Below are 16,073 nucleotides of genomic sequence, written 5' to 3' on the forward strand. Positions count from 1 at the left end.
TCATAAGAAAGTGGTGAAAATATGAGACCTGGTTCTTTAACCAAATTGACTATATCCAATCCAATTGTTGATAGAGTAAAAGAAACTATTAGCAGCACACACCTTAATGGTGGAATGATTATTGAATGCTTTCAAATAAATAATCCAGAATTGTTAAATTACCCTACTATGAATGAAACATTTGAACGTTACTTCACTAGAATCCTGACATCTGACGATATTAGAATATCTATTCCAGAATTAAAAATCGGTAAACAATTAGACTGCGAAACGGATTTCAAATTTATAAGCTCATTTACTTTAGATGGAGCTATAGCATCGGTAATCTATAATGGCGGTGCCTACAAAGGATTTTACGGAACTCCGAGAGAAGCTAAAAACCTAGCACAAGAGTTTTGTGATTTTATATTCGAAGATAGAGTTCTTGATGTTCAAGTCTATCAAACAAATACTCCTTGGTGTTCCTGGTTTTTCGATGTTGCTTGGGACGACACCTGGTTAATTTTAGATACTAATTTAAAGAAAATATGGCTTATTTGTATAACGGACACCGATTAAAAGTTAGTGTCCGTTAGCAACAATATTTACGAAAAGAGCCAAAAAAAAAGAAACAGGACAATTGTCCTGTTTCTTCAATGTCAATATAATAATTTATTTAAACCAGCCTTTTTCTTTGGATTGTTTGATGGCTTCGATTCGGTTTTTGACGTCTAGTTTGTCTAGGATGGTTGAGATGTAGTTACGGACGGTGCCTGTTTTGATGCTGAGTTGTTCGGCGATTTCTTGTGTGTTTTTGCCATCGGCGACGAGCTCGAGTACTTCCTTTTCACGATCTGTAAGTGGATTTTCTTCGGAGTAGACATCATCCATTAGTTCAGGAGCATAAATCCGTTTTCCTTCCATGACACGACGGATGGAACTTGCCAACTCTTCACTTGGACTGTCCTTTAGCAAATAGCCACGAACTCCTGCTTTTAAAGCGCGTTGAAAATAACCAGTTCGTGCAAAGGTAGTTAGGATGATTACTTTGCAGTCTAGACCTTTTAGCTCTTCTGCCGCTTCAAGTCCTGTTTTACCAGGCATTTCAATATCCATTATGCAAATATCAGGCTGATGCTTTCTTACTAAAGCTACTGCTTCTTCCCCGTTTGAAGCCTTCCCAACCACTTCCATATCCTCTTCCAAATTAAGAAGTGAACCGAAGGCGCCCAACAGCATCTGCTGGTCTTCCGCTATTACGATTCTAATCATGTGTTACGCCTCCTCTTTAAATGACGGCTTTACATCATTGGGCACTCTGATTACTAAAGTTGTTCCTTCTTTTGTTAGAAGTTCTATGCTGCCATTAATAAACTCAAGGCGTTCCTTCATTCCTAAAAGTCCGCTTCCTTTCACATCACTATCCCCATCACTTTTAAATACGCCATTATCATGGATGGTCATCACAATTTCCTTCCATGATTGCTCAATGGAAATGGAGCAGGAACTGGCGCCACTATGCTTGACTACATTATTTACTGCCTCTTTTAAACACATGCTGAGAATGTTTTCTGTTAATAAGGGAACATTTTTCAATGAAAAATCTTGGTTTCCTTCAAAGTTGATTTCAGCCGCCTTCAAGATTTGTTTTACACGTACGATCTCATCCTTTAACCGGATTCCCCGCATAGAAGACACCATTTTTCTCACTTCACTTAACGCTGTTCTTGCCGTTTGCTGCACATCTTTTAACTCATTACGTGCCTGCTCTGGATCTTTGGTAATTAATCGCCTTGCTAAATCACTTTTTAAGCCAATGAGTGATAGCTTTTGACCTAAAGTGTCATGCAGGTCACGAGCGATCCGCTGACGCTCTTCTAACTTAACAAGCTCTGAAATTCGTTTATTTGCATCCTCAAGTTTTTCTTCAAGCTGCCCCATTTCCTTCTTGTTATGAATATTAAATGGCAGCAAAATGACACTTATCCAAATGATGATGACAAATGGCAACTGCTTTAGAAAAAGTTCATCCTGCTGTACAATGCTGAAGTTAATGGAAGCAGATGTACTAATTAAATGAATAAAATATAAGGTTAAAAATGTAATTCGATCCTTAATATTACCGATAAAATAAGAAAGAAAAAAAGCAAAATAAACATAGCTAAAAAGGCTGGTTGAAGTAATTGAGATACCTATTAAGATAAAGGTCCAGAGATAAACGGGCCACCCTTTCGAAATAAATGCAATTCGATAGAAAATAAAAAAGAGAATGGTAAGGATGATCCCAACGATGATTTTAATAGGCGAGGATGTTTGAAATATAAAATAAAATGGCAGTATGCAAAGAATGGTCCAAATATAAGGTGATATACCGCTATTTTTCTGGAAAGTCATATACCTCTTTATCATAGTAGAACCTCATTTTTCACTTAAAATAGTTTTTCACCTTAATCTTACCACAATTACCCACTATCTTCATTTACTACTATTTATTCGACTCATACTTTATTTTAGAACAGAAATAACGACAAGCCCAAAAAAGGCTTGTCGTGTCTATGCTTTCTCTGGTCGAAGAATCTCTTTCTGTTTTTTTACTAGTGCCTTAATCTCTTTAAAGCTAACAAATTTTTTCCCTTGCTCATCCCATAGACGGAATTTGAGAGAACTTAAGCTTGTTGCTAATGTGATGGTTGGAACGTTTTGTAATGGCAGTGTATTATTATGGGCTTCCTCTAGCTTATAATTTGGAACCCTTGGGCTTAAATGGTGAACATGATGGTAGCCAATATTTCCGGTTAACCATTGTAAAATCTTCGGAAGTTTATAGAAAGAACTGCCCTCAACAGCTGCTTTCACATATTCCCAATGTTTATCTTCTTCAAAGTAAGAATCCTCAAAAGTATGCTGCACATAAAATAGCCAAATTCCAAGTGAACCTGATATTAAAAAGATAGGTGCTTGTACCAGTAGGAAGTTCTCCCATCCAAGTGTTAAGCATAGCACAACCGTTAAAGCAGCAATCCCTGTATTGGTTATATACGTGTTCATACGTTCATTGAACCGGGCGCCTTTTCGATTAAAGCGATTTTTAAGCAGAAACACATAAATTGGACCTAATCCAAACATAACAAGTGGATTACGATACAACCTGTATTTAATCCTCTCCCATGCTGAAGCAGCCAAGTATTCATCCACCGTAAGTACCCAAATATCACCTGTTCCCCGCTTATCTAAGTTACTGCTGGTTGCATGGTGCACAGAATGATCATGGTGCCATTGGTGGTAGGGGAACACGGTTAATATTCCCGTGATTGTTCCAAGAATTGTATTTGCTTTCCTATTCTTAAAAAAAGAATGGTGACAGCAATCATGAAAAATGATGAATATCCTTACTAAGAATCCTGCTGCAAGTACGGAGATACCCAATGTAAGTATGTATGATAAAGTAAGGCTCTTATACGCAAGGAACCATAATAAAACGAAAGGTACCAAGGTATTAATCATCTGCCAAATGCTTGCTCGGAGATTTGATTTTTCATAAGGAGCAACTTGCTTTCGTAAATTCTTTTGATTTTGTTCGATCATAACTACTATTCCCTTCTTTCATTTGTTATCAAAATTATAGCTCGAGCACAACACCATTTTGTAGATATAGCTGTCATATGCAAAACATGATAAATGTCATATTGCCCCATAACGCGAAGAAAGGAGAAGCTCAATTCATGAGCCTCTCCTCCCCTTTTGGGCAATATTATTTTCTGCTTTCATCGTCATTATTAACCCTAATTTTTAAAAATTTCACTATTTCATTCATGGTTTGTCCTATCCTTTGAATACATTTAACAAAGGGGGAATAGACATGAATCAATCGATGTCAACAGTTAGTTTAATCCGATACGCTGTGGCCTTTGTCTTTATTACGTCAGGTGTAATGAAATTATTTAGTACAGAACTTGCGGAAGTATTTATCCATTTAGGGCTGCCTTTTCCAGATATCATGTTGTATGGTACAGCCTTTTTAGAGATTATCTGCGGCATTCTGATCTTGCTTAATCGCAGTGTAAAAAATGCAGTTATCCCCTTAATTGGGATTATGATTGCGGCCATCATATTAACAAAGTTCCCACTCCTAAACAGTGGGATTTTACCATTCGCTTTCAAAGCGAGATTAGATATTGTAATGTTACTACTTTTGTATATTCTTTATAAAAAATCGCCTTCATAACGGCTTTTTACCAGATTGTTATACTCAATCGGTTATTTTTTTATGTTAAAATAAAGAAAAATAGGGAAAGGGGGAGCGTATTATTTTTATAAAAGAAAAGGTTAAAAACCTCCCATCAACCCCTGGCGTATATTTAATGAAAGACTCCCAAGGAACCATCATTTATGTGGGAAAAGCAAAAAATTTAAAGCGAAGAGTGCAATCCTATTTCCAACAATCAAAAGCACATCCTCAAAAGATTATTAAGCTTGTCAGCAATATTAGAGATTTTGATATTCTGTTAACAGATACAGAATTTGAAGCGTTTATGCTCGAATGTAAATTAATTCGAGAGATAAAACCTCTATTTAATAAAATGATGAAAAGCCCTCAATCCTACTCCTACATTGTGATTGATAAGGACACGACGTATCCTGAAATTAAGATCACAAACTATCGGGATGAACAGGACGGCAGACTTTATTTTGGTCCCTTTCCTAGCAAAGCTAGAGTCGAAACAACGATAATGGGCATCAAGGAAGCCTATAAAATTCTTTGCAGTAATCCTAAGCGGCAGAATTCACTATGCTTCAACCATTCGATTGGGTTATGTATAGGGATGTGCGGCGGGGGACCTGCTTTACAGGAATACCATGCGATTATGGAAAATATCATAGCTTTACTGAATGGTGAGAATAGGAAAATACTTGATCATATGAAAAAGAAAATGGCTGAAGCCGCTGCAGATTTTGACTTTGAGGCTGCCGCTAGGTACAGAGATAGGATTGATTCCACCCAGTTTCTACTTCGAAAGGAAAAGGTCATTGAGTTTACGGAGGAAAATAAAAATCTTGTTGTTATAGAAAATTTAAGCGAGGATACCTTCAAGTTCTTTCTAATAAAACGCAATGAAATTCTATTTAGAAAAATAATTACCATCGATAGTGCCGAGGTTACTCAACTTAGCAGCCTCATCACCAAAATCTTTAACGCTACTGATTTTCCCGTCAGCAACCATGTAAAGAGAGATGAGCTTGATGAAGCGCAAATTATTTATAACTATATAAAAAGCAGCCATTGCCGCTATAAGGCGATTCCCGATAAATGGATTCGAAACCAAAAGGATAAAAATATTGTTGAGGCAGTTACGAAATTAATTTATAAAAAACAAACATTAAAAAAATAGCCCTCGATTGTCTCATTTAGACTAAGAGGGCTATTTAATATGCCAAACGATAAATTAAGAATCGTTCATTGCCATTATTCTCATATAAACCAGGAAGTTGAACTTCTTTTATTAACTCAAATGAAGTGTGGTTTTCTAAATAATAGATATAATCCTCCGATGGATAATATAAAATCACGTCTACTTCCCGTTTGAATTCTTCAACCGAAACCAAGATATTATTAATGATTTTCCAAAATATCGGTATCGTAAAAGGATTAAAAAAATAAAAAGTATTATCAAGAGGATGAATTTCATATTTTTCTGCCAAGCAGCAATGAAATTGAATCTTGCCTTTATTCTCTTTCGCTTTAATTAAATAGCTCGCTTTGTTCTCCAGCGCTTCTTCGAATAGTTTTTCGTTCATCTCAACCCCGGTAACGGAAGATTGAAATAGGTGATGAATAAAGAAGTTGAGTCTTCCTTTTCCACAGCCAAAATCAACAATATGGTCGCTGCTGGTTAATTCATATTCCGCGAATAATTTTTCAAGTGCACTGTATGGAGTTGGCTCGTATCTATGATAATGGAAGGACTTGTTATATCCCCTTTGATTTCCTTCTGTTTCGATATTCAGCAATTCATCGTAATTCATTTCTTTCATTCATTTGCTCCTGCCTGCCCCCTCATTCATATGCGGAAGGGTCAATAAAAAAGTTATAGCCTAAATAGACAATCATCCCAATGGCAGTCGTTAAAAAGCCCCATCCAAGAGTTACTTGCTCGATTACTAAGTAGTTATTACATAATTGCACAGGTGACCAAATATATAACCATCCTAAGCCAATAAATAGCACCGTAAAACTAATTATAATCGAATTTTTCCCAAATGAATTAAGTTTTTTCCAACTGTCTCTTAAAGCAAATCCCGCTAAAAATGGTAAACTGATAAATTTAAATCCTTCAACAAGCGGAGTAGTCAATGCCTCATCCATTGTCCGCGGTAACATCCAGTATACCATGATAACAACAAATAACGTAATTCCCGGAACCCCATTACTGTTCCACTTTTCAAAAAGATGCGGAAATCGTTTTTGGAAAAAACGTGCCATTAACATTCCCGCAATTACCAGCATCGGCATTTGCATATGCATATGAATAACCATCACGGATTCCATGAAATTTGCAACAGGAGGGATCACTAAGAAAATGTATAAAAGTAAGCCATAAAACGACTGATTCATAGATTACTCCTCCTCACTGTTTTCCAGGATGTTAACAACCTTTTGAGCAGCTTCATCGATTTTTTTATAGTCCATTACGTCAATCAGACTGCCCATTTTATCGACTAAATAAAAAGCAGAATTATGAGCAAAATTTCTGTTATCATCTGGGATCACAATGACACCAAATGCTTTTAATAAAGATTCTAACTCAGCCTGGTTCGGGATTCTTGCCATCCTCCAGGTTTCACCATCACTTTTAAAAAAGTCTTTGTACTTGTTTAATACAGCGGGTGTATCTCTTTCAGGATCGAAGCTTATGCTTAAAAAGACTATTTCTTCTCCTTTAACGCTATTAGGAAGTTTATCGTAAACTTGCTTCATGTTATATTCTAATTCAGGACAAACAGTGGTACAGGATGTATAGAGAAATGTAATAAATACATATTTATCTTCGAATTCAGAGATTGAATATTTTCGTCCCATACTGTCCTCAAGCGTAACATCAGGGAATTTAGGTTTATCATCTTTAAGTTGCTGCACTCTGGCAGTTTCCGCAGTAAATGCGGTGAATCCATCGGTTCCGATATAAAACAAGCCAAGGCCAAAAATAATAACAAGAAAAAATGAGATTTTCGTATATCTATTATTGATCATAGTGACCACTTCCAAATTTATTTATTAGAATAAAGAGATAGCCCAAATCTGGAGCTATCTCTTTTTTACTTATTACCACGTTTTAAACGGTGGTGATCCTGGAGGTGCATTTACGATAAATTCTGTTAACGGAATTACATATGCCATTGCTACTACAATTAACATGATAACAATCCATAGTCCCCAGCGTTCTGTGATATATGGAGTTTTTGTTGCGTTATCTTCTTCCTCAGCAATAGGGAATTCTGTTTCACCTTTAGGTGCAACGAACATCATATTGAATACGGCGTACACTTGTAGAATAACACCAACAATTAGTAACGTACCGCCAACTGCTAATAGCATCAAGTATGGGTCCCAGCCTAATGCTGTTGCATGATCCCCATAAGTTGTGTAAGAAGTTCTTCTTGGTGAACCAAGCAAACCAACGTAGTGCATCGCACCAGACATACAGATCATTCCAATAGTCCAAATCCATGTTTGGATAACACCTAATCGGTTGATTTGCGGTGTTAATACGCGGTTTGAGATAAAAGGAACTAACCAATAACTGATTCCAAAGAATGTCATAACAACTGACATACCTAATGTTAAGTGGAAATGTCCAACAATCCACATGGTATTATGAACAACTTGGTCTAATTGGTTTGTGCTTTGTGCAATACCGCCAGCTCCAGCAGGAATGAAGGCAACCATTGCAATAAATGGTGCTAGGAAACGAACATCGCCCCACGGCATTTTCTTCCACCAGCCAATTAAACCTTTACCGCCTTTTCTTCTAGCCGTACGCTCAAATACAGCAAATAGTGCAAATGCTGTCATGAGTGATGGGAATCCAATTGCCAAACTCATAAATACGTGCATAAATTTAACGACTTCATTAATACCTGGGTCAATGATTTGGTGATGGAATCCACCAGTGATGTTCATAATAACTAGAGCGATAATAACCACACGTGTTAGTAAATCACTCCAGCGCTTTCCGCCGATAACTTTTGGTACCACTACGTACCATGCAGAAACAGCTGTTAAATACCAGATATTAACCAATGTGTGTCCAAAAGCCCAAAATAGTGTACGAGCGACCATTACGTTGATCGTGTCGACCCAGCCAAATACCCATGGAATAATCATAAATAATACTTCAACTGCTACGAACATTAGAGCGAAAAATAATAGAACGAATACACCAGTTGCGAAGTAAGATAGAATTGGAACGTGTTGTCCTTTATGATTTTTTCTCCAATTCGCTACTTGGATAAATGCTCCAATACAGCATAACCAAACACCAACTACGATTAAAGCTAAACCAATATAAAATACAGGATGTGCAGCCATCGGCGGATAGAATGTGTACATAACCGATGCTTCATTCATTAAAATTGGAATGACGGCTAATACAAATCCGACAAGCTTAACGAAGAAACCAACCCAGGCAAGCTTCCTTACTTTTGGAAGGAGTCCACCTAAATTATGTGAAAGTGTTGCATAAAAGTATCCAATCGTAAAGAATGCTGTTAACACGAGGATTAGCAGTAATCCATGTGCAGTCAAGACTTGATAGTAGTTAAACCAAGTTGGTAACTCCAACAATCCTGCTCTGTTTAAACCTTGTAATAATCCTAAAAATCCACCAACTAATAATGCGATAAATGCTACAGCTATATATGATTTCGATATTTTTGCATCTTCTGGGTAATATCCCAGCATTTTGTTTGCTTTATCTTTAAAACCTACTTTTAAATCTGCTTCCATCTTCATCTACTATCCCCCCTTATTTAACCGTAATCGTTGTACTCATAACTTGGTGACCCGCACCACAATATTCATTACAGATAACTAAATAATTGCCTGGCTTATCAAACTTTTGTGTAATTTTTTGAATATGCCCTGGCATGACCATTGCATTTATATTTGTTCCAGCAACTTCAAATCCGTGAACAACATCTTTAGATGTCATAATAAACGTAACCTTTGCCCCAGCTGGTATTTCAATGTTGTTTGGAGTGAAGCCAAACGCTTGTAACGTCATGACCACTTCATATTCATTGTCACCAATTTTTTTAACACCTGGGTTATCGAATGGTGCTATTTCATCAACCTTTTGCGGATCAATTGTTTCCATATTACTTGGTGGTCCCATTTCTAGTGCAAAAGCTTGGTAACCAGTGATTAACATGAATCCCATAATGATACCAAAACTTATTGTAAGCCATATTTTTTCATCAAGATGCATTTTCATCTCTCTATCCCCCTTATATTCTGGCCATGTAAAGACCGTATAGAACTATATACGTAGCAACAATTACGACCCCAACCACTGTTACAGAAATCCATGTTCCTTTTAGCGGTGCTTCTTGTTCTTCTTTTTTACCTTTATGAGTAACCTTTGTAGCTGCCATCGAAAACTCAACCCCCTTAATTTGTTCTTACCTTTATAATAATTGCGAGCCGTTCTCACTGAAGTGAACTGAATCACATTGTGGCATTTTGATGTTTTAAAAGTGACAGATTTATGAACGACAAAAAAGGCTGCCCCTACAAAGTCAGCAGGGACAGCCTTTTTTTAAGATTATTAACAATTATTTAGAATAGAGGCAATGTAACAATTATCATTGTAAGAAATAGTATCGTTACATAATTTACTGAATACAGAAAAATGACATGAGCCCATTTTAAGTCATCTTTCGTGAAAAATCCGCTGATACTCACAGCTAACCATCCAACATTTAGTATGGTCGCAAGGACAATAAATGTCATACCAAGCTGTGTTAAATAAAAAGGTAAAGGCAGCAAACAAGCAACATAAACGACAATTTGCCGTTTTGTCATTTTAAACCCGTGTACGACAGGAAGCATGGCAACACCAGCAGCTTTATATTCTTTACATTTCTTCATGGCAATCGCAAAGGTATGTGGCATTTGAAAAATAAATAAGATCAGAAACAATATAATTGGAACAATATGAATGCTTGACTCAATCGCTGCCCATCCAATTAACGGGGTAACGGCCCCCGAAATACTGCCAATTACCGTATTAAGTGTATACCTTCGCTTTGACCACATCGTATACAAAATGACATAGGTGAACCATCCCACAAAAGCGTATATGACTGCTTCTATAGTAGTAAAGAGTAAGAGAATTAAACCCAATATCGTTAAAACAATCCCCATCGTCAAAACCACTTTTAGAGGGATATTTCCTGTTACCGTCGGGCGATTTTTCGTTCTTTCCATAATCGTATCAATATCAACATCATACCAATTATTAAGGACGAGTGCTCCTGCCATTACCATTGTACTGCCAATAACTGTTAACAAAAATACTTCCCAGTAATCACTGAACGAACGATTAGAAAAATGCAGCGCTAACCAGAAACCAGTAAAAACAGGCAGTACATTTGCGACTAATACACCAGCTTTAAAAAGTGACTTTAGATCTGAGATTAAGCTAGAGGGATTACGTTCATCTATTAAAAGTTCTTTCCCAACCTTCTGAAAAGAAGATATTCCATCTTTACTCATTTTATTAAACCTCCAAACTTAATTCCTTCCCTATTATTAAATCATACATCATAAGCCTTATGCATGATATGAATCACTTTTTGGTTGAACTTACCATCCTCGTCCTGCACCACCGCCTCCAGAAGACCCACCGCCGCCGCCTCGTGGTCCTTCACCGCCGCCTCTTCCTCCCCCGCGGGAAATGATTGAAAGAAGAAGATAGGTAAGTGTTCCTCCAAAGAATTTAAAATCAAGAAATATCACAGCAACAACTAGTAGGATCAAAAGCCACGAAGGTATTCCGAATCCTGCATCTCCTGTAGTCCGTTGAGCTTGATTTTCTTGTGTCGCCATGCCTCCTTCTTGGCCATATTCGGCTAAAACTTCATTTGCTAAAACCTTATACGTTTCGATAATCGCTTTGTTGTGCTGCTCATTTTGAAGGTAGGGAATAGCATGTTCATCAAGAATACGCCCTGCTTTTCCATCAGGAATTCTCCCCTCGAGCCCATAGCCTACTTCAATTCTAATTAACCGATCTGTAACAGCAATAACAATCAATACTCCATTGTTTTCTTTTTCATTTCCAATCCCATATTGCCTAAAGGCTTCATTTGCATATTCCTCGATTGTGTTTTCACCAATGGTATCCACTGTTAACACGGAAATTTGTGCTGTTGTTTGATCTTCTATGGTTCTTCCTAATCTTCTTATTTCTTCTACTTCATCTTGAGTTAATACCTTCGCAAAATCTTGTACATAAATATCGCCAATCGGAGCAGGCATTTTGATATCCTCAGCTAATGCTCCACCTTGTAAAAGGAAAAAAAGTAGAAAAAAAAGGCCGAAGACCGCTTTCGGTTTCATTCGCCATTGCCTCCAAAGTTAACCTCTGGTGCTTCGGCAGCTTTAGGATCAGCGGTGAAGTATTCTTTTTCATCAAAACCGGTCATCCCTGCTATGAGTGCTCCTGGAAATCGCTTTATCTTCTTGTTATAAACGGCGACCTGATCATTGTAATCTTTCCTAGCAACTGAAATTCTATTTTCTGTTCCTGAAAGCTCATCCATCAATTGTGTAAACTGCTGGTCTGCTTTTAAATTCGGATAGTTTTCCACTACTACAAGCAATCTACTTAATGCACCTGTTAATTCTGCATTCGCTGTTGCTTCTTCTTCGACTGTGTTAGCTCCTGCCAACCTTGCACGTGCATCTGAAATAGAAGCAATTACTTCTTTTTCATGTGACGCATACCCTTTTACCGTATTCACAAGGTTCGGTATTAAATCCAGCCTTCGTTGAAGCTGATTCTCAATTTGAGCATATGACTGGTCAACATTCTCTTCAAGTTCAACAAAGTTGTTATAGCTCGGTATTAACATTGCAGCAAATAAAAGAATTACTACAACAATAATTCCTATAATCATATATCCTTTTTTCATGAAGAACACACTCCTTTCCTATAGTATGTAACAATTAGTATTCGAAATATGAAAAAAGCTGCGTGGATTGATTGAATCCGCGCAGCTTCTGAGTTACTACTCTTTATTTTCATTTAATTCATCTATTAGTTGTTTTGTTCTTTTGGCATTACCTTCTGCAAAGTTTTCGAGCCGTTCCTTTAATTCATCATCATCGTGAATCCGCTCTGCTGTTATCAGATATGTCCTCATTAAATCTTCTTCTACTTCAATCGAATGCTCTAGGATTTCTTCAAGGTTATTTTTTTCTTCCTCTTTCTTTCCTTTAGAAATATTTGCAGTCAAAGCGTAAAACCTCCTATGTGGTTAGGTAGCTAACACTCTTCCACCGTTGCAATATAAGATAAATTTCTATACTTTTGCGCGTAGTCGATTCCATAACCCACTATGAATTCATCGGGGATCACAAAGCCAACATAATCCACCGGCAGTTCCACTCTTCTTCTTTCAGGCTTGTCTAAAAGTGTGCAAATTTTTATTTGCTTCGGTTTATGCATATTCAAATGGTCCCTCAAAAAATGCAATGTTAATCCACTGTCTATGATATCTTCAACCACAACCACATTTTTATTCGTGATATCTTCATCAAGGTCCTTTAATAGTTTTACTTTTCCAGTTGTTTCTGTTTGGTCACTATAACTTGAAACCGAAATGAAATCTACGTTTATATTTCCCTTCATTTCACGAATTAAATCAGCAGCAAATACAAAAGATCCTTTTAGCACCACGATTAACATGATTGCCTCATTATTAAAATCCCTTTCGATTTCCTCTGCTAATTCTTTCACTCTTTTTTTTATTTCAATCTCTGAAATCATCGTATCTTTTACTCTGTATGCCACGATTACTACCTTCTTTCGTTAAAATACATCCTAGACATCGTTTATTATTCCAAAAAATAGATTCGAATACAATTTTTTAATAAAAATGTAACTCAAAAAATAGGAATGAAATTGTCTATTATCTGAATTATCGGATAGAATAGATTTGTACATATACCATTTAATAGGAGTGAAGAAAATGCCAGTTAATGCTTATCTAGTTTTTAATGGTAATACTCGTGAAGCAGTAGAATTTTATGCGAAAGTTTTTAAAACGGAAGCACCGCAAATTATGACTTTTGGTGACCAACCGCAACATCCTGATTACCCAATGCCAGAGGAATCAAAAAATTTAATCATGCACACTCGACTGAACATCGATGGAAGTACTGTTATGTTCTCCGACAATTTTCCTGGATCACCATTTGTCGAAGGCAACAACATAACAATGGCCTTGGTAAGTAAAAATTTAGATGATATCCAATCTTGGTATGATCAGCTAAAAGAAGGCGGTACGGTTACAATGGAACTCCAAGAAACCTTCTGGGCTAAACTCTATGGCCAAATCACGGATAAATTCGGTATTCATTGGCAGATAAGTCATGATAGCGGAGAATATGGCAGTTAATTTTTACAAATAAAAAGGATACAGTCTTTTCATGGACTGTATCCTTTCTACTTATTTCAAGCTTCTACTTAGGAAAGCTTTTGTCCGTTCATTCTGAGGATTTGTAAACAATTCTGAGGGGTGTCCAGTTTCAATAATTTCACCGTTATCCATGAAAATGACCCGGTTCGCCACTTCCCTGGCAAAGCCCATTTCATGTGTAACAACGATCATCGTCATCTGCTCCTGTGCTAGTGCCTTTATGACTTCAAGAACCTCACCCGTCAACTCAGGATCCAATGCCGAAGTAGGTTCATCAAACAAAAGGATTTCAGGATCCATCATTAATGCTCTCGCAATTGCAACCCTTTGTTTTTGACCGCCTGATAGACTGGCTGGATAGGCGTCTGCTCTTTCTGTCAAGCCAATTTTTCTTAACAACTCCGTGCTTCTTTGTTGAATGGACGCAACTGGTTCGTTCTTTACCAATTTAGGAGGCAGTTCTAGATTCTCCTTAACCGTCAGGTGCGGGAAAAGATTAAAATGCTGGAAGACCATCCCCATTTTAGAAGTAATCTTTTTAATTTCCTGCGGTTTTGCGTAGACTCCATCCTTAACAAAGGCTTCACCAGCAATCGTAACGCTTCCTGCATTTATTTCTTCCAAGTGAACTAAACTGCGAAGCATTGTACTTTTTCCCGATCCAGATGGGCCAATTACCGCTATCACATCATTTTTATTAACATCAAATGTTATCTGTTTTAATACATCCAGCTTGCCAAACGATTTCTTCAGGTTGGATATTTCAATGATTGCCACAATTACCAATCCTTCTTATTCAAATTTGTATCTTTTTTCAATTCCTTTAAAAATAAATGTTAAAACGAGTGTCATAACAAGATAGATTAAACCAGCCACGAAAAATGGAACAATCGTAAAGTCACGGTTCACAGCTGTTTGAGCGTAGTGCAGCAGTTCAGGTACTGCAACGGCATAGAGCAGTGCCGTATCTTTAACAAGTGTCACGGATTCGTTCGCAATAGCGGGAAGTGTGACCCGAAACATTTGCGGTAAAATGATCCTTGTTGTTGTCTGCCACTTACTCAAACCTAGAACCTGAGATGCTTCATACTGTCCTTTATCAATGGCCAGAAGACCACCGCGGAATATTTCTGCAAAGTATGCAGCGTAATTTAATACGAATCCCAAACAGGCAGCAACAAATCTATCTAGAACTAAATATTCTCCGACCACTGGAAGCATCGGCAAACCGAAACAAATTAATAACAATTGTAGTAATAGCGGGGTTCCTCTCATGATATAAATATATCCCTGAGCGAGTAATGATAAAGGCTTTAAACTGCTTTTAACAGCAAGAGTCAGCATAAAACCAAGTGGAACCGAGACGATAATCGCAATAAAAAATAATAGAACGGTCATCTGTGCACCTTCAAGCATTGGTACAAGAATCGACGTGAAATAGTCTAACGTCATTGAAAACTCCTCCAAAAACAAAACAGGGTTCCCAATGGAAATCCTGTTCTAGCTTATTTTCATATTACTTTAGTACTTTATCTTCTCCAAACCACTCCTCAGAAATGCTAGCAGCCGTACCGTCCTCATTCATCTCATCAAGTGCCTTTTGAAGTTTATTCAGTAATTCTTCATTTCCTTTTTTAACACCAATTCCGTATTCTTCTGGTGCAAGTGACTCATCAAGAACCTTAAAGGTTTCCTTCTCTTTCGCCATGTAGTAATTGATGACGATTTCGTCAATGACCACTGCGTCTAACCGGCCATTCTTTAAATCTGTTAATGCCTGTACATTGTCAGCAAACTCGGTTACGGTTTTAACCTTATCTTTAATTGCTGAAGCGTTTAGGGCATCAGAAGCAGAAGAAAGTGACTGCAGGCCAACTACTTTCCCTTCTAAATCAGCTAGCTTGGTAAGTTCTGAATCAGAAAGCGTAACAATTACCTGTGCATTTTTTAAATATGGCTTTGTGAATAGGACTTTCTCTTTACGTTCGTCCGTAATCGTGTATCCATTCCAAATTAAATCAATTCGTCCGCTGCTTAGCTCTGCTTCTTTAGTCTTCCAGTCGATTGGCTGGAATTTAACTTCTGTTCCCATTTTTTCTGCGGCTGCTTTGGCATAGTCAATATCAAAGCCTACAATATTATTATCCTCATCACGGAATCCCATTGGTGCAAATTTATCATCGATACCAATGATAAGTGTATCTTCCTCTTTACTCGCTGACTTTGAGCACCCAGTAAAAATTAAAAGTACTGCAGTTAATATTAAAATCATAGTTGCTAATTTTTTCATTTGTATGTACCCCTTTTATAGATATTAATTTCACTTTAGTACGTTACCATATTATCATACTACCACATTATAACACTATAATATTATTTAACACAATAGC

At 37.1% G+C, this 16,073-nt stretch carries 21 protein-coding genes; 4 read left to right on the forward strand and 17 right to left on the reverse strand.

Annotation, left to right across the window (positions count from 1 at the left end; genetic code table 11):
- The first annotated feature begins 21 nt into the window (after positions 1-21).
- Complete coding sequence (locus tag QUG14_RS13030) at positions 22-558, forward strand: hypothetical protein (RefSeq protein WP_289340958.1); 537 nt, start codon at positions 22-24, stop codon at positions 556-558.
- A gap of 93 nt (positions 559-651) precedes the next feature.
- Here QUG14_RS13030 and QUG14_RS13035 read toward each other — a convergent pair whose 3' ends face one another.
- The 3 genes from QUG14_RS13035 to desA form a co-directional block, all read right to left on the reverse strand.
- On the reverse strand, positions 652-1,251 hold the full coding sequence (locus QUG14_RS13035) for a response regulator transcription factor (protein WP_289340959.1): 600 nt from the start codon (positions 1,249-1,251) through the stop codon (positions 652-654).
- Between the two features lie 3 nt (positions 1,252-1,254).
- On the reverse strand, positions 1,255-2,388 hold the full coding sequence (locus tag QUG14_RS13040) for a sensor histidine kinase (protein ID WP_289340960.1): 1,134 nt from the start codon (positions 2,386-2,388) through the stop codon (positions 1,255-1,257).
- Between the two features lie 144 nt (positions 2,389-2,532).
- On the reverse strand, positions 2,533-3,564 hold the full coding sequence (desA, locus tag QUG14_RS13045) for a Delta(5) desaturase DesA (protein WP_289340961.1): 1,032 nt from the start codon (positions 3,562-3,564) through the stop codon (positions 2,533-2,535).
- A gap of 274 nt (positions 3,565-3,838) precedes the next feature.
- Here desA and QUG14_RS13050 point away from each other — a divergent pair, with 274 nt between their 5' ends.
- A complete protein-coding gene (locus QUG14_RS13050; RefSeq protein ID WP_289340962.1) occupies positions 3,839-4,204 on the forward strand; it encodes a DoxX family protein in 366 nt (121 codons plus the stop codon).
- 136 nt (positions 4,205-4,340) lie between these two features.
- Positions 4,341-5,369, forward strand: a complete 1,029-nt coding sequence (locus tag QUG14_RS13055; RefSeq protein WP_289340963.1) for a UvrB/UvrC motif-containing protein — start codon at positions 4,341-4,343, stop codon at positions 5,367-5,369.
- 34 nt (positions 5,370-5,403) lie between these two features.
- Here QUG14_RS13055 and QUG14_RS13060 read toward each other — a convergent pair whose 3' ends face one another.
- From QUG14_RS13060 to hpt, 11 genes are all read right to left on the reverse strand, one after another.
- Positions 5,404-6,012 (reverse strand): methyltransferase, encoded by a 609-nt coding sequence (locus QUG14_RS13060; protein WP_289340964.1) that lies wholly within the window; start codon positions 6,010-6,012, stop codon positions 5,404-5,406.
- Between the two features lie 22 nt (positions 6,013-6,034).
- Entirely contained in the window at positions 6,035-6,592 is a 558-nt protein-coding gene (locus tag QUG14_RS13065; protein ID WP_289340965.1) for a hypothetical protein, read from the reverse strand.
- A 3-nt stretch (positions 6,593-6,595) separates the two neighbouring features.
- Entirely contained in the window at positions 6,596-7,228 is a 633-nt protein-coding gene (locus QUG14_RS13070; RefSeq protein WP_289340966.1) for an SCO family protein, read from the reverse strand.
- Positions 7,229-7,300: 72 nt separating this feature from the next.
- Complete coding sequence (locus QUG14_RS13075; protein WP_289344137.1) at positions 7,301-8,983, reverse strand: cbb3-type cytochrome c oxidase subunit I; 1,683 nt, start codon at positions 8,981-8,983, stop codon at positions 7,301-7,303.
- 19 nt (positions 8,984-9,002) lie between these two features.
- Positions 9,003-9,470 carry a cytochrome c oxidase subunit II gene (locus QUG14_RS13080; protein ID WP_289340967.1) on the reverse strand — a complete coding sequence of 156 codons (468 nt, stop codon included), beginning with the start codon at positions 9,468-9,470 and terminating at the stop codon, positions 9,003-9,005.
- A gap of 13 nt (positions 9,471-9,483) precedes the next feature.
- Positions 9,484-9,630, reverse strand: coding sequence for a cytochrome C oxidase subunit II (locus QUG14_RS13085; RefSeq protein ID WP_289340968.1), 147 nt, complete (start codon positions 9,628-9,630; stop codon positions 9,484-9,486).
- A 184-nt stretch (positions 9,631-9,814) separates the two neighbouring features.
- On the reverse strand, positions 9,815-10,753 hold the full coding sequence (cyoE, locus tag QUG14_RS13090; protein ID WP_289340969.1) for a heme o synthase: 939 nt from the start codon (positions 10,751-10,753) through the stop codon (positions 9,815-9,817).
- Positions 10,754-10,843: 90 nt separating this feature from the next.
- Positions 10,844-11,599 (reverse strand): TPM domain-containing protein, encoded by a 756-nt coding sequence (locus QUG14_RS13095; protein ID WP_289340970.1) that lies wholly within the window; start codon positions 11,597-11,599, stop codon positions 10,844-10,846.
- Positions 11,596-12,174 carry a LemA family protein gene (locus QUG14_RS13100; protein WP_289340971.1) on the reverse strand — a complete coding sequence of 193 codons (579 nt, stop codon included), beginning with the start codon at positions 12,172-12,174 and terminating at the stop codon, positions 11,596-11,598. The genes QUG14_RS13095 and QUG14_RS13100 overlap by 4 nt, the downstream gene beginning before the upstream one ends.
- A 96-nt stretch (positions 12,175-12,270) precedes the next feature.
- Positions 12,271-12,498, reverse strand: a complete 228-nt coding sequence (locus tag QUG14_RS13105) for a hypothetical protein (RefSeq protein ID WP_289340972.1) — start codon at positions 12,496-12,498, stop codon at positions 12,271-12,273.
- 29 nt (positions 12,499-12,527) lie between these two features.
- Positions 12,528-13,031 (reverse strand): hypoxanthine phosphoribosyltransferase, encoded by a 504-nt coding sequence (gene hpt / locus QUG14_RS13110; protein WP_483310805.1) that lies wholly within the window; start codon positions 13,029-13,031, stop codon positions 12,528-12,530.
- A gap of 202 nt (positions 13,032-13,233) precedes the next feature.
- Between hpt and QUG14_RS13115 the strand changes: the two genes are divergently transcribed.
- Complete coding sequence (locus QUG14_RS13115; RefSeq protein ID WP_289340975.1) at positions 13,234-13,662, forward strand: VOC family protein; 429 nt, start codon at positions 13,234-13,236, stop codon at positions 13,660-13,662.
- Between the two features lie 51 nt (positions 13,663-13,713).
- Here QUG14_RS13115 and QUG14_RS13120 read toward each other — a convergent pair whose 3' ends face one another.
- The 3 genes from QUG14_RS13120 to QUG14_RS13130 all read right to left on the reverse strand — a co-directional run bounded on the left by QUG14_RS13120 (position 13,714) and on the right by QUG14_RS13130 (position 15,973).
- Positions 13,714-14,460 (reverse strand): amino acid ABC transporter ATP-binding protein, encoded by a 747-nt coding sequence (locus QUG14_RS13120; RefSeq protein ID WP_289340976.1) that lies wholly within the window; start codon positions 14,458-14,460, stop codon positions 13,714-13,716.
- A 15-nt stretch (positions 14,461-14,475) separates the two neighbouring features.
- On the reverse strand, positions 14,476-15,135 hold the full coding sequence (locus QUG14_RS13125; RefSeq protein ID WP_289340977.1) for an amino acid ABC transporter permease: 660 nt from the start codon (positions 15,133-15,135) through the stop codon (positions 14,476-14,478).
- Positions 15,136-15,199: 64 nt separating this feature from the next.
- Positions 15,200-15,973, reverse strand: a complete 774-nt coding sequence (locus tag QUG14_RS13130; RefSeq protein ID WP_289340978.1) for an amino acid ABC transporter substrate-binding protein — start codon at positions 15,971-15,973, stop codon at positions 15,200-15,202.
- Positions 15,974-16,073: the final 100 nt, after the last annotated feature.

Origin of the sequence: Neobacillus sp. CF12, from assembly GCF_030348765.1 — a bacterium.
GTDB lineage: Bacteria > Bacillota > Bacilli > Bacillales > Cytobacillaceae > Neobacillus.

What these genes read in the sequence shown, in the direction of transcription:
- QUG14_RS13030 (WP_289340958.1), top strand. Translation starts at nt 22, where the DNA reads ATGAGACCTGGTTCTTTAACCAAATTGACTATATCCAATCCAATTGTT.
- QUG14_RS13035 (WP_289340959.1), bottom strand. Translation starts at nt 1,251, where the DNA reads ATGATTAGAATCGTAATAGCGGAAGACCAGCAGATGCTGTTGGGCGCC.
- QUG14_RS13040 (WP_289340960.1), bottom strand. Translation starts at nt 2,388, where the DNA reads ATGATAAAGAGGTATATGACTTTCCAGAAAAATAGCGGTATATCACCT.
- desA (WP_289340961.1), bottom strand. Translation starts at nt 3,564, where the DNA reads ATGATCGAACAAAATCAAAAGAATTTACGAAAGCAAGTTGCTCCTTAT.
- QUG14_RS13050 (WP_289340962.1), top strand. Translation starts at nt 3,839, where the DNA reads ATGAATCAATCGATGTCAACAGTTAGTTTAATCCGATACGCTGTGGCC.
- QUG14_RS13055 (WP_289340963.1), top strand. Translation starts at nt 4,341, where the DNA reads ATGAAAGACTCCCAAGGAACCATCATTTATGTGGGAAAAGCAAAAAAT.
- QUG14_RS13060 (WP_289340964.1), bottom strand. Translation starts at nt 6,012, where the DNA reads ATGAAAGAAATGAATTACGATGAATTGCTGAATATCGAAACAGAAGGA.
- QUG14_RS13065 (WP_289340965.1), bottom strand. Translation starts at nt 6,592, where the DNA reads ATGAATCAGTCGTTTTATGGCTTACTTTTATACATTTTCTTAGTGATC.
- QUG14_RS13070 (WP_289340966.1), bottom strand. Translation starts at nt 7,228, where the DNA reads ATGATCAATAATAGATATACGAAAATCTCATTTTTTCTTGTTATTATT.
- QUG14_RS13075 (WP_289344137.1), bottom strand. Translation starts at nt 8,983, where the DNA reads ATGGAAGCAGATTTAAAAGTAGGTTTTAAAGATAAAGCAAACAAAATG.
- QUG14_RS13080 (WP_289340967.1), bottom strand. Translation starts at nt 9,470, where the DNA reads ATGAAAATGCATCTTGATGAAAAAATATGGCTTACAATAAGTTTTGGT.
- QUG14_RS13085 (WP_289340968.1), bottom strand. Translation starts at nt 9,630, where the DNA reads ATGGCAGCTACAAAGGTTACTCATAAAGGTAAAAAAGAAGAACAAGAA.
- cyoE (WP_289340969.1), bottom strand. Translation starts at nt 10,753, where the DNA reads ATGAGTAAAGATGGAATATCTTCTTTTCAGAAGGTTGGGAAAGAACTT.
- QUG14_RS13095 (WP_289340970.1), bottom strand. Translation starts at nt 11,599, where the DNA reads ATGAAACCGAAAGCGGTCTTCGGCCTTTTTTTTCTACTTTTTTTCCTT.
- QUG14_RS13100 (WP_289340971.1), bottom strand. Translation starts at nt 12,174, where the DNA reads ATGAAAAAAGGATATATGATTATAGGAATTATTGTTGTAGTAATTCTT.
- hpt (WP_483310805.1), bottom strand. Translation starts at nt 13,031, where the DNA reads ATGATTTCAGAGATTGAAATAAAAAAAAGAGTGAAAGAATTAGCAGAG.
- QUG14_RS13115 (WP_289340975.1), top strand. Translation starts at nt 13,234, where the DNA reads ATGCCAGTTAATGCTTATCTAGTTTTTAATGGTAATACTCGTGAAGCA.
- QUG14_RS13125 (WP_289340977.1), bottom strand. Translation starts at nt 15,135, where the DNA reads ATGACGTTAGACTATTTCACGTCGATTCTTGTACCAATGCTTGAAGGT.
- QUG14_RS13130 (WP_289340978.1), bottom strand. Translation starts at nt 15,973, where the DNA reads ATGAAAAAATTAGCAACTATGATTTTAATATTAACTGCAGTACTTTTA.